The 12,795-nt window shown below is 43.8% G+C and carries 11 protein-coding genes and 1 pseudogene; 9 read left to right on the top strand and 3 right to left on the bottom strand.

Annotated features, from left to right (window positions below; genetic code table 11):
- Nucleotides 1-101 precede the first annotated feature (101 nt).
- The 3 genes and pseudogenes from H6G86_RS33195 to H6G86_RS33185 all read left to right on the top strand — a co-directional run.
- Nucleotides 102-926 (top strand): annotated as a pseudogene (locus H6G86_RS33195) (NtaA/DmoA family FMN-dependent monooxygenase); the annotation flags it as partial.
- A gap of 378 nt (nucleotides 927-1,304) precedes the next feature.
- Nucleotides 1,305-2,843 carry an amidohydrolase family protein gene (locus tag H6G86_RS33190; protein WP_190937897.1) on the top strand — a complete coding sequence of 513 codons (1,539 nt, stop codon included), beginning with the start codon at nucleotides 1,305-1,307 and terminating at the stop codon, nucleotides 2,841-2,843.
- Between the two features lie 209 nt (nucleotides 2,844-3,052).
- Nucleotides 3,053-3,718, top strand: a complete 666-nt coding sequence (locus H6G86_RS33185) for a carboxylesterase family protein (protein WP_190937896.1) — start codon at nucleotides 3,053-3,055, stop codon at nucleotides 3,716-3,718.
- 39 nt (nucleotides 3,719-3,757) lie between these two features.
- On the opposite strand, the gene H6G86_RS33180 is transcribed toward H6G86_RS33185, so the two are convergent.
- Nucleotides 3,758-4,546 (bottom strand): sulfite exporter TauE/SafE family protein, encoded by a 789-nt coding sequence (locus H6G86_RS33180; protein ID WP_190937895.1) that lies wholly within the window; start codon nucleotides 4,544-4,546, stop codon nucleotides 3,758-3,760.
- Nucleotides 4,547-4,588: 42 nt separating this feature from the next.
- Between H6G86_RS33180 and H6G86_RS33175 the strand changes: the two genes are divergently transcribed.
- The 5 genes from H6G86_RS33175 (at nucleotide 4,589) to H6G86_RS39730 (ending at nucleotide 9,732) form a co-directional block, all read left to right on the top strand.
- Nucleotides 4,589-5,587, top strand: a complete 999-nt coding sequence (locus tag H6G86_RS33175) for an aldo/keto reductase (protein ID WP_190937894.1) — start codon at nucleotides 4,589-4,591, stop codon at nucleotides 5,585-5,587.
- An 86-nt stretch (nucleotides 5,588-5,673) separates the two neighbouring features.
- Complete coding sequence (locus H6G86_RS33170; protein ID WP_242065101.1) at nucleotides 5,674-6,780, top strand: aliphatic sulfonate ABC transporter substrate-binding protein; 1,107 nt, start codon at nucleotides 5,674-5,676, stop codon at nucleotides 6,778-6,780.
- A 529-nt stretch (nucleotides 6,781-7,309) separates the two neighbouring features.
- Nucleotides 7,310-9,190 (top strand): ABC transporter ATP-binding protein, encoded by a 1,881-nt coding sequence (locus tag H6G86_RS33165; RefSeq protein WP_190937893.1) that lies wholly within the window; start codon nucleotides 7,310-7,312, stop codon nucleotides 9,188-9,190.
- A 71-nt stretch (nucleotides 9,191-9,261) separates the two neighbouring features.
- A complete protein-coding gene (locus H6G86_RS38280) occupies nucleotides 9,262-9,534 on the top strand; it encodes a hypothetical protein (RefSeq protein ID WP_199338522.1) in 273 nt (90 codons plus the stop codon).
- 15 nt (nucleotides 9,535-9,549) lie between these two features.
- A complete protein-coding gene (locus H6G86_RS39730) occupies nucleotides 9,550-9,732 on the top strand; it encodes a GAF domain-containing protein (RefSeq protein WP_313931552.1) in 183 nt (60 codons plus the stop codon).
- A gap of 46 nt (nucleotides 9,733-9,778) precedes the next feature.
- On the opposite strand, the gene H6G86_RS33155 is transcribed toward H6G86_RS39730, so the two are convergent.
- On the bottom strand, nucleotides 9,779-10,825 hold the full coding sequence (locus H6G86_RS33155) for a sulfonate ABC transporter substrate-binding protein (RefSeq protein WP_190937892.1): 1,047 nt from the start codon (nucleotides 10,823-10,825) through the stop codon (nucleotides 9,779-9,781).
- Nucleotides 10,826-11,328: 503 nt separating this feature from the next.
- On the bottom strand, nucleotides 11,329-12,084 hold the full coding sequence (locus tag H6G86_RS33150) for a dienelactone hydrolase family protein (RefSeq protein WP_190937891.1): 756 nt from the start codon (nucleotides 12,082-12,084) through the stop codon (nucleotides 11,329-11,331).
- A gap of 221 nt (nucleotides 12,085-12,305) precedes the next feature.
- Here H6G86_RS33150 and H6G86_RS33145 point away from each other — a divergent pair, with 221 nt between their 5' ends.
- Nucleotides 12,306-12,683, top strand: coding sequence for a VOC family protein (locus H6G86_RS33145; protein ID WP_190937890.1), 378 nt, complete (start codon nucleotides 12,306-12,308; stop codon nucleotides 12,681-12,683).
- Nucleotides 12,684-12,795: the final 112 nt, after the last annotated feature.

Below are 12,795 nucleotides of genomic sequence, written 5' to 3'. Positions count from 1 at the left end.
GGCTACCAGCACATATTTAGTAAATAAAGTTACTTCTTACTTAGATTTTATTTTTGCGATCGCTTGTTTTTTACTGGATCTGACAAAACCGCATTGCTCCCGAATCTGGTGTCTATTTCGATCCAGACAAACTGCATACACTCAACCATAAAGGCAAATATTTTTCTGTCCAAGGCCCTTTAAACGTCGGTCGTCCGCCTCAAGGCTACCCCGTGATTGTTCAGGCTGGAGCCTCGGAATCTGGACGGGATTTAGCTGCCCGTACTGCTGAAGTGATTTTCACTGCCAATCAAACCCTAGCTGATGCCCAAGAATTTTATGCTGATGTGAAAGGGAGATTAGCACAATATGGGCGATCGCCAGATGATTTAAAAATTATGCCTGGTGCCTTTCCAATCATTGGCCATACCGAAGCAGAAGCTCAAGAGAAATACGAATTTCTGCAATCTTTGATTCATCCTGATGTCGCCTGGGGAATTTTAAAGAACTACTACAAAGGTGTGGATCTGTCGAAATATTCTCTAGATGATGTGGCTCCTGAACTGCCCAGCGACACCAACACTAACAAGAGTCGTCTCAAACTAGTCAGAGATTTGGCGACTCGTGGCACTCTCACACTGCGTCAGTTGTATCTTTCTCTTGCCACTGCACGAGGACATCGCACCATCCTTGGTACTCCTGAAACCATTGCCGACCAGCTAGAAGAATGGTTCAACAATGGTGCAGCAGACGGCTTTAATATCATGCCGCCAATCCTTCCCACAGGATTAGATGAATTCGTTAACTTAGTCGTTCCCATCTTGCAAAAACGCGGATTGTTCCGTACCGAATACGAGGGTAGTACCTTGCGTGAAAACCTGGGATTGCGTCGTCCGGTCAATCGTTTTGCTGCAAAACAAGTGGATAAGAGCCTTGTGTTGGCGTAAATGAATTGTTTCAGATGTTTAAGCCATACCTTTTAAATCGTACCTTCTGTAGATCACCGCCCTACAGAACCCAAAAATCGTTGCCACAAATTTGGCACGAAACATACTTACTCTCTTTCCAATACGGTTTAGTTAAAAGACGCGATAAATCGCCGTCTCTACAAGTTTTTTGGTCTTATCTGAACTGTATTGACTCCTTTCCCTCTTCCTTCTCTTCGAGACGCTGCGCGAACGTGTCCTTTGCGTCCTTCTCTAACGAGACGCTCCGCGATGGCGGTTCGTAAAAAAAAACTTAGGTCTTGCGGAAAGTCCCTAATACACACTAATCAGCATCTAACGCTGCTAAAAAAACCCTTGTAATTTTTTAAAGGAAAAAACATGACTGAATATAGCCGATTAAAGACCTCACGCTCCACCGCAATCAGAGCAACCCTTGATTATCCGGTAATCGATACCGATGTTCATACCAATGATTTCACACCGGCGTTTGAGGATTACATTGCTAAGTACGGCGGCGTGAAACTCGTAGATGAGTTACGTAAAACCGAAGCCTCCCGTCTTAACTCCAAAAGTAACGGTAAAGACTGGTATCAACAAACCCCTGAAGAACGTCAATACAACCGGACAATCCGATCGCCTTGGTGGGCCAGAGTTACCAAAAATACGCTGGATCTCGCTACTTACACCCTCCCCGGATTGCTGTATGAGCGTCAGGCAGAACAAGGCTCAGACTATTCGGTGCTATTTCCGAATAATGTCCTAGCACCGGCTGGAGCCAGTGCAGAGAATCGTCAAGCACTGCAACGCGCGGTTAATCATTATCATGCTGATATTTACCGGAAATATAGCGATCGCTTAACACCGGTTGCTGGTATTCCCTTAACTACCCCCGAAGAAGGCATTGAGGAGCTAGAGTTTGCAGTAAAAACACTCGGTTTAAAAGTGATTAATATCACTGGCGGAGTGAAACGGCCGATTAAAGCGATCGCTGATAAATATCCAGCCGATAAATTCCCCGAAATCGCCAAGTATGCGTCTTATATCGATTTCTACGGACTAGATAGTGAATACGACTACGACCCCTTCTGGGCAAAGGTCGTGGAACTAGGCGTACCCGTCACCACCCATTACGGTAGCCAAGGTTGGACTGGACGCTCCTCCATTAGTAACTACATGAACAACCATATCGGTCACTTCGCCGATGGTTCGGAAGCATTTGCGAAGGCGTTGTTCTTCGGTGGTGTTACCAAGCGTTTTCCCCAGTTGCGTGTAGCGATGCTCGAAGGTGGTGCAGATTGGGGTGCCCGCGTCTACATTCATTTGGTAGATCGTTTCTTGAAGCGCAATATCAAGGCACTGGAAAATTACAATCCAGCGTTGACAAATCCTGATGAGCTATTTGAAATATTTGAACGCTATGGTGCAGAAGTTACTCAAGGGCATTCCCTCGATAAGGACGAATTGACCAAGACTGTACTGGGAGCTTCATTTAGCCGTCATAGCCGTGCGCCAATTGGTAGCGAATTGGACGATTTTGCAGCAGCAGGTATTGAAACAATTGAAGACATCCGCGATCGCTGGGTAAATAGTTTCTTCTTTGGTTCCGAGTCTGACGATCGCACTATCGCTACGGCATTCAACGACAAAGCCAATCCCTTGGGAGTCAAAATCAACGCCATCTATTCCTCCGATGTTGGTCACTGGGATGTACCAGACTTGACTTCCCCCTTGGCTGAAAGTTGGGATTTAGTTCAAGAAGGCGTTATTTCCGAAGCCGACTTCAAATCCTATGTATTCGCTAATCCCTACAAGTTTTACACCCAAGCTAACCCTGAATTTTTCAAGGGTACTGCGATCGAATCCAAAGTAGGTAACACCGAATTTAAACAAGTGGATAAGAGCCTGGTAGTGGCGTAAAAGCCGAGATGAGGGCATGGGGATAGATGAGGAGAAATAATCAATGCCCCATGCCCAATAAATACTGCTCGGTTAAAGGGAAAAGGATAAGGGGAAAAGGAATGGAAAGCTCAATATATAAGATTTTTCCCCTTTAACCCTTTCCCTTTCCCCCAAAACTCGAAAAGTATTGCGATGCCCAATGCCCAAATAAATTAGGAGTCACAGCCATGTCCGTTGAACAACGCTCTCAGAATGGTTCCTTGCCTTATCTTTTCTCGCCTGTTTCTGATAATGCCAAGCAACCTGCACCCTTAGTACTGTTTCTGCATGGAGGACGCGATCGCGGTAATGATCTGAATGTACTGCTGAAATGGGGTCTACCTCGTTTCGTAGATTTATCCGACTCATTACCTTATGTCTTCGCCGCACCCCAGATTCCGGGTGAGCAGACTTGGGCAGATCGAGCAGATGACGTGCTTGCTTTGCTTGATGAACTAATTGCTTCCCAGCCCGTTGATCCAGCGCGGGTGATATTAGCCGGGTTCAGCTTAGGCTCGGCCGGTATCTGGCATATCGCTGCTTTGCATCCCGATCGCTTCGCAGGTCTAGTACCTGTATCTGGACGTGTACCTAAAACATTAGCAGAAAGCGAATTAGCTGCACTCAAAGACATTCCCGTTCAGATATTTCAAGGTGGACAAGACAAAAATCTACCAATTGAGGACACAGAGCATTTTGTTGAGCGCTTACGCAAAGTCGGCGGAAAAGTCGATTTGACAGTGCTGTCGGAAGGCGATCATTTTATTGCAGATGAAGTTTACAGAGACTCGAAATTGCAACAATGGTTAGTTTCACAGAGTCGTCGTCAGGCTTCTGTAGTGGCATCAAGCTAATTCAGTAATAACTGATGCCTTTGCTGGTTAATATTCCCATTATACAGATCGCTTATGCCCTGCTAACTTCAAAGCCGATAACAATAGAATCACACCCAAGATTACATACAACCAAGAACTTGCTACATACCTCAAAAGGTTGCTACCAATGAATGCTCCTAGTATTGAACCAGATGCCATTGAAACAATGAATCTTTGATCTGATTTCACTTCTTTGAGTCGTTGCTGACTTCTATATTTGAATAGACCCATGATGATTGTGGGAATGCTGATTGCAAGACTCAAACCTCCTGCTAATTTGATATCAATTGCAAACACCATAATAATCGTAGGGATAATCAACTCACCACCTGCTACACCGAGCATACTGCTAAATATCCCAATCACAATTCCCACTATAAAACCGATACCGATTTTTAGTAAATCTGGAAGTTGCCAACTCTGAACACTGAAAATGAGATTATGCGCGATCAGTACGAAGCTCAGGAAAAATAGAAAAACGACAACAACCCGATTTAAGGTTCGTTCGTTGATCTGGGTTGCATAGTGAACGCCAACATAAGAGCCAATGAGAGAGCCTGCCAGAATGTTGATGATTACTGTCAGGTTTGCAAAAACATTCTCAACACCAATAACGCCACTCCGAAAAATGAATGAAAAGGTAACAGTGACGAGGCTAACTATGAGATTGATAATAATTGCCTGTAGAGTTCGATAGTTAAAAATGCTAACTAAAACTGGTAAGCGAAACTCTGCACCACCTAAACCGATTAGCCCACCAAGAATCCCGACCAAAGCACCCCAAGTAAACGCCCAAATATTCCGCATTTAAATCTCTACACCTACAACAGTCGCATTAGGGACAATTCTATGACCTTAGCAACTATCAATCTCGGTAAAACTGGATTAACTGTTTCCCGCCTTTGTCTCGGCACCATGACCTTTGGATTGCAGACTGACGAAGAAACTTCTAGGGACATTCTCGATACCGCAGCTGATGGCGGAATTAACTTTTTGGATACAGCCGATGTTTATCCACTTGGCGGTGGGCTTGCCACTGCTGGACGTACCGAAGAAATCGTTGGGCGCTGGCTCAAAGGCAAACGCGAACATTTTATCTTAGCTACCAAATGCGTCGGCCGGGTTGGCCCTGCACCTTGGGATCAGGGTGCTTCGCGCAAACATATTCTAGATGCGATCGATGCTTCCTTACGACGTTTGGGAACCGACTATATCGATCTGTACCAATTGCACTCCGACGATGCTTCCACCCCACTAGATGAGACTCTAGAAGCACTGGACGCGGTAGTTCGTGCTGGCAAAGTACGCTACATCGGGGTTTCTAACTTCTTAGCCTACCGACTCGCCCGCGCCTTGGGTCGCACCGAAACACGCAATCTAACCAAATTTATCTCAATTCAACCCCGCTACAACCTGTTGTTCCGTGAAATTGAGCGAGAACTATTGCCCCTAGCCAAAGAAGAAGGACTGGGTGTAATTTCCTACAATCCGTTGGCGGGTGGTCTGCTCACCGGCAAACACATTCTCGCTCAAGGCCCCACCTCCGGTACACGTTTTACGCTAGGTGCTGCCGCAGAACGTTATCAAGAACGCTACTGGCACGATCGCGAGTTCGATACTGTTGAGGCTTTACGCACAGTCGCGGATCTCGCGGGATTCTCGCTCACCACCCTAGCGGTAGCTTGGGTTTTATCTAATCCCATTATCACTGCCCCCATCATCGGCGCTAGTCGCCCACAACAACTTGCTGACAACCTCAAGGCAGTAGAAGTCAAACTCGACGACAGTTTGAAACAAAAGTTAGACGACATAACTGCCGAATACCGAAGGGGAGATTCTCTTCGTTAGTTCAACTGATTTTCATAATTACGAATTGGTATTAGTCGCTTGCAAACTGGAAGATTTAAGCATATTAACGCCCAGAGTTTTTGGAAATGACAACCAAAATGCCTTCAAATCAGAAATATCTCATGGATAAAATAGCTAGGATTAAACGCCGTCGTTTTCTCCATTTTGCTACTTCAGGGCTATGTGGCTTTTCTATGGCATATCTGTTAGGGAGTTGTAGTAATCAAAGCCAACAGTCTTCTTTGCTAAACAGTACTAATGCCAGTGAAACTTCCCTTGGGATAAAAACGAAAGTTCTTCGGATGGGATATCAAAGTGCGGGGGATCTCTTCAGAAATCGGAAAGTTTTAGAGAAACGCTTGGAACCGTTGGGGATTAAGGTGGAATGGGCACAATTTGTCCAAGGGCCCCAACTTATGGAAGGGATGGCTGCAAAAAAAGTTGACGTGGGATCTGTGGGAGAAACACCACCAATTTTTGCACAAGTGGCTGGGTCAGAACTTGTTTATGTAGTTGGTACACAAAGAAACCGAAGGACAGGGACAAGTAGTGTTATTGCTGTTCCACCGGAATCTCCCCTTAAAAAGTTTGAGGATATTAAGGGTCAAGAAGTTTACTTTCAAAAAGGCTCGGCATCGCATTACTTTATTATCAGAGCCTTGCAATCTATCGGCTTAACTCTCAAAGATATTAAAATCAGAAGTCTTCCCACAATCGAGGCACGGGCTGCTTTCCTCGAAGGTAAAATTCCAGTTTGGATGACAGGAGATCCCCACTATGCGATCGCTCAAAAGATGGGTCGAATTCGAGTCCTCAAAGATTCTGTTGGGCTAGATTCTCCTGGTGCTTACTATATTGCTGACAGAAAGTTTGCCGAAGAAAACCTTGGTTTGCTAAAAATTATTATTGAGGAGCTTAATAAACTCGATAAGTGGGCAGAGGCAAATCGAGGTGAAGTTGCCAAATTGATGATCTCTGAACAAAAGCTTGATCCAGATGTCGTGGAAATAGCGATGTCTCGTCGTACTTTTGTAGGACGTAGAGGACTTAGCCCTGCGCTGATCAAAGAACAACAACGTGTGGCAGATTTGTTTTTTGATGAGGGTGTAATCCCAAAGAAAATCAACATTCAAGATGCGTTACTTCCGCCTGATATCTATACTGCAATCACCCCGGCAGAAATTATGATTTAGTAATGTATAGCAGAGAGCAAGCTTGAAATTCTTTTGGGAATTTTTCCATTAATTCATGCCCTAATTTATCTAGTAACTACTATTAGTCTTAGAGGATGTTTGAAAAGTCATGATTGATGTGTCAAATATTTTTTACCCCACCCTAGCCCTCCCCTTATCAAGGGGAGGGAACGAGATTCTCTTGTTTACTCCCTTTCCAAGGGGGGATTAAGGGGGGTAATAATTCGATAAAAATCACAGCCAAAAACTTTTCAAACATCCTCTAACTAAAAGACCCACATCAAGCTTGGAATTTGCATAATCTTGCATAGGCAAAGTATCCGTCCATAAAAAACTTTTTTTCTAGCTAATGTACAAATTTAATGTCCAAAAGTTTATTAATTAAACGAGTAAATAAGTCAGCTACAACCAAACAGCAAAAGTTTTTAAATAGTGCTGCCAGAAGTCCTTAATACCACCGGACGGCTTAATATAGTCGTCCATTTTTATCTTGCAGAACAGCCAAAATGATGCTAGTGGATCGACTTTCATGACGAAAAAGACCAGACAATTCAAATCCTTTCAACGTGCTGCTGATGCACCAAACCTGCCATCAACTCCATTCAGGTTCATTTTGTATTTTGTTAACCAGTTTCGCCGATGGTATGTGTTAATGGTGATCCTGGAGATGGTACACGCAACCTGTGGCATTATGTTACCTTATGCCATTGGTGAGATCATCCGAGGCGTGACGAAATCAACGGGCAGCAGCCAGCCCATTTTTGATGCAATGAGGCAACCCCTGATGCTATTCATCGCCTTGAGTGTGGGTGAAGTGATATTCGGGCGTTCGGCTGGACTCTTGCAAACTATCCTCCATCCAATCCACCGCCAGCATATTGTGCGATCGCTATATGCCTACTTGCAACACCATTCGCATCGCTACATGAGCAGCAGTTTTTCTGGGGCATTGGCACATCGAATTAGCGAAACTTCTCTGGGTGTTACTCAGACGATGCAAATGCTAATTACTGAATTTATGCCAGTAATTGTTGTGTATACCGTCGCCACGACGATACTGTATCGCGCCTATCCTCCCCTGGCTGCACTTGTGGGCGTGTGGGCAGTTCTCTTCATCAGTATTTCGTTCTGGCTGGCAACTCGCTGCCGAATTTACTCTCGGAAAGCCGCAGCCGCAAGAAGTGAGACAACTGGCATCATCGTAGATACAGTAACAAATCTCACCAGCAGCCGACTGTTTGCTCGTTTGGGTTTTGAACGAGGCTATTTGAATGAGCAATTAAGCCGCGAACTCAAACAGGTGAGAAAATCCAACTGGTACTCGGAGCGAATTCGCTGGTTCCAGTTCATCTCGGCAGCCATTCTAAAAATCAGCACCTTGTATTACTCGCTCTCCCTCTGGAGTCAAGGGAAAATCGCTACTGCTGATTTCGTTGTGGCAACTAGCTTATCGCTATTGATCATCAGTGAAGCCCGAAATTTGAGCCGCCGCTTTCTGGAATTTTTTGAACATATCGGCAATGTCGCCAATGGTGTCTTTACCATCGTTCAACCCCACGAGTTGGTGGATCGCGATCGCGCGATCGCACACCCAATTACCCAAGGTAAGATTGAGTTTCGGCGGGTGAATTTCAACTATTCGGATGAAAAGAAAGTTTTCAACAACCTTTCTGTCACCATCCAAGCCGGACAGCGTGTTGGACTGGTAGGCTTCTCTGGTTCGGGAAAATCCAGCTTTGTCAATTTGATTCTGCGTTTGTTCGACCCCCAATCTGGACAGATTATTATTGATGGGGTCGATATTCGAGACATGACTCAGGATGCCCTACACGCTCAAATCAGCTTGATTCCCCAAGATCCATCTTTGTTCCATCGCACTTTGCTAGAAAATATTCGTTACGGACGCTTAGATGCAACCGATGAGGAAGTGTTCGAGGCGGCGCGAAAGGCTAATGCTCACGATTTCATTATTCAAAGTCAGGATGGTTATAATTCTCTGGTGGGCGAACGTGGTGTCAAGTTATCTGGAGGACAGAGACAACGCATTGCGATCGCACGGGTAATCCTCAAAGATGCGCCGATCCTGATTTTAGATGAAGCCACTTCTAGCCTCGATTCAATCACCGAAAAAGCGATCCAAGATACCCTCGACTTAGCAATGAATGGGAAAACGGTTATCGTGGTGGCTCATCGACTATCTACCATCGTCCATCTAGACCGGATTTTAGTGTTCGATAAAGGTCGCATTATTGAAGATGGTTCCCACGCTAAACTACTGGCACTTGGCGGTGCTTATCACAGGTTATGGAAAATGCAAGCAGGTGGATTTATCCCAGAAAACCCTGGCGAAGAACGCATACATGAGGTTCGCAGTGGCACAAATAACGTTCAAAATGGAATGATCGCTTGACATTTGCCGCTAATTGAGGTTGAATTCCAGATTTAATTCAGGAATTGTGCGGGAAAGAGTCTATAAAATTTATGACTTCAAATATCAAACCCATTTTTGATACCCTGGCTGATGAGGAATCTGCCATCGACTGGAATCGTTTGTTGGTCGAAATCCTGACCGCTTTCGACTGCTCTACAGGTACTATCCATATCCTAGATTGGGAAAGCCAGTTATTGCACCTAAAGGCTTACCAAAGAATTCCAGAATTTCTGTTGCCTAAAATGATGGTAATTCCTATCGGCAAAGGGATGGCTGGTATCGCCGCCGAACGTAAGCAATCCGTACAGATTTGCAACCTGTAAACTGACGAACAGGGGGTGGCCAGACCCTCGGCAAAAGAAACTAAGGTAAAAGGCTCCATTACAGTGCCAATTATGCTAAATGGCCGATTGTATGGAACCTTGGGCATTGCCAAGTCGGTTTCTTATGAATTCACTCCCAAAGAGGAAGAGAGATTAATGGAGATTGGAGAGGCCATTAGCCGGAAAATTGCCAGTTAAGAGGATTAGCAACTTTCCTAAACTGATTTACCAGACGTTCTTGGTATTATTTCTGACTAATGGTTTCTGGTGTGATGGCTGCATATTGTTCGCTACTCAGCATCGCTTCCTTGATATTGATTGGTTTAGGAATCACTTTTTCTGTGGCAAACAAATCTGCAATTTTCTGTTGATTTTCCATGATTTCTGGCGTAATGGGTCTTAAGCCATAAGTTCGCCTTCCAATCATTGTTGCTAAAATATCTTCATCAATTTTGAGATGAGGAATAGTCAGCTTTACAACTTCTGCTCGGTTCTTTTCACCCCATTGACCTGTGTTATCTATCTCTTCAAGAACTAATCGTACTAATTTCGGGTTTTCTGTGGCAAATTTTCGCGCAGCCATGTAATATCCGCCCTGAGTAGAGATGCCGCTAGCGTCTCTCAAAACACGAGCATTTGCCTTTTTTTGTGCTACAGCTAAATAAGGGTCCCAAGTTACCCAGGCATCTATTTTTCCTTGAATAAAAGCATCACGGGCTTCTGAAGGAGGGAGGCTAATGGCTTGAATATCACTATATTTCAAACCAGCCTCTTCTAAAGCTTTTATTAATAAGTAATGGGAAGCAGAACCCTTTTGGAAAACTACTTTCTTACCTTTGAGATCAGCTAAAGTGCGAATTGACGAATTATTTTGGACGATAATTCCACTTCCTTTACCTGTGCTGGGTTTATTACTAGCAACATATACTAAAGATGTACCAGCAGCTTGGGCAAATATCGGTGGGGTTTCGCCTACGGAACCAATATCAACTCTACCTACATTCATTGCTTCCATCAGTTGCGGACCGGCGGCAAATTGTGCCCATTCGACGGAAACACCTAATGGCTGTAAACGCTTTTCGATCAATCCTTTAAGTCTGACTAGATCCCCAGAGCTTTGATATCCCATACGGACAGTTTTAGTTTTAAAACCAGTAGTTTCATTCCCTGTATTTGGGGTTGTCACTGAACAACTAATTAAGGTGGTTGAGATTGTTAATAATCCAGGTAATAGGAATAGTGAAAAGCGCTGAAAAATACTAACTCGTAGCTGTTTGAAAGGGGTAATCATGGACGTGATACTTTGTTTTTATTTGGCTAATAGTTATCGATGTTCAGTAGGCTCACATCCAATACTTTTCGGTTAAGGGGGAAAGGGGAAAGGGAAAAGGTTTGAATTTCCCTTTACCCATTACCCTTTAACCTTTCCCCAGACAAAAAGAGAGATTATTGGGTTTAACCGAAAAGTATTGGGATCACATCTGTAAATTGGTGTGAACTTAAGTGCCAACCCTTTTAAAACTTCATTTCCAGCCAGAGGCTAGAAATATTCCTTATTGATTGGGCATTCTGAAACAAGACTGAACACCTATGACATCTGTTCGTCTCTACTGCGTATTGCTCTTAATGTAAGTTCAATGAAACTCTTCTAGACTTGAACTTTAGTTCAAGTTTCTCTTTGCATTGGAGAGGGACGGTTTTGTGTCGTAAAATCTCTTAGAAGTTTTTTGATTTAGATTGTTAGGCGAACAACACATAAGCCGTCAAACATTACATTATTCTTAACCCAAAGATTTAAACTTTTTGAAGCTGAAGGTTCTTCTGGAAAAGTTCTTGAACGTTTTTCCAAGCATCGGCAGCAGCTTCGGCATTGTAGCTAGGGCGATGGTTGCAGAAAAAGCCATGTCCTGCGCCAGAATAGCGAAATATAGCATGGGGAATCTGATTTTTTTTCAATTCAGCCTCAATTTGTTCTGTTTGTTCTAAGGGGATTCCCTGATCGTCAAGGCCAAAGAAAGCATAAATGGGGCCTTTAATATCAGGAGTGCGGGTGATGGTTGGTTCACCACCACCGGGAGTTGAGTTGGGAATACCACCACCATAGAAGGAAGCTGTAACTTTAATATCTGGTAAAGTAGCAGCTAGATAAACTACGTGACCACCAAAGCAGAAACCAATGGAGCCGATCGCATCTCCTTGCACATTTGGTAAGGTTTTTAAATAGGCGATCGCAGCCTTAATATCACTCAATATTTCCTCGGCTGTTGTCTGTTCCTTATACCCTCTTCCTTGCTGGACATATTCAGGGGTGTATCCACCCTCAAAACCGGGAGCAGTGCGTTGAAATAAAGTCGGTGCGATCGCAACATACCCTTCTTTGGCAAATTTCTCAGCAACTTCTCGTATGTGAATATTAACCCCAAAAATTTCCTGAATCACGATAACGGCTGGGAAGGTTCCCTTTTGTGCGGGTTCAGCTAAGTAAGCATCGATTTGCAAATCCCCGTTAGGAACTTTAACTTGAGTGGTGCGAATTTCTGTGTTTGTCATCTTAGGGATTAGCCTGTAATTACTTTGAGAACGAAATGTTTTGTGGTAAGTTTTGTACAAAAATACTTAAACTTTACCGATTTACCGTAGTTTATAGAGTAGTATTTCACAAACAATGTCCAAAGGCAAGTCCTTATTTAAGAAGGAAATAGCTTACCGGAAATAGGGAATAACTTTTTTCTGTCCCCTAAATTCTGAGATATCCCAACAGGAGAATGAAAATGGCGCTCAAAGCAGTTCATCATATTCAGGCAACTTATCCTCAAGAGGTAGAGGATGCAATGCTATCTTTCTACAGCAGAATTTTGGGATTGACTGAAATTCCCAGACCTGATGCAGTCAAAAACGATTCAGGAGCCTGGTATCAGGTCGGAAACATTGAATTGCACGTTAGTAGAGAGAAAAACGCCAATAACCAAGTATCTAGAAGACATTTTTGTTTCCAAGTCGATGACTTGAACACCTTTGAGAAACACCTAAAAGAATATGGAGTAGAAATTATTCCCGATCAACGACCACTACCAGGATGCGTGCGGTTTTTCCTCCGTGATCCCGGTGGGAATCGTATAGAGATTGCAGAGTTCGTCAAGAGTATTTAGAAAATATATTCTTTACATTTTGATTGTCTAAGAATATGCACAAAGCAGCACCAACATCCCGAAAGATGAATAAAAAATACTTAATTAATATTGAAGAGAGCGATCGCTCTTT

This window comes from Nostoc sp. FACHB-133, assembly GCF_014698055.1.
In the GTDB taxonomy this organism is placed as follows: Bacteria; Cyanobacteriota; Cyanobacteriia; order Cyanobacteriales; family Nostocaceae; genus Nostoc.
This window is presented reverse-complemented; position numbering and strand designations above follow the sequence as displayed.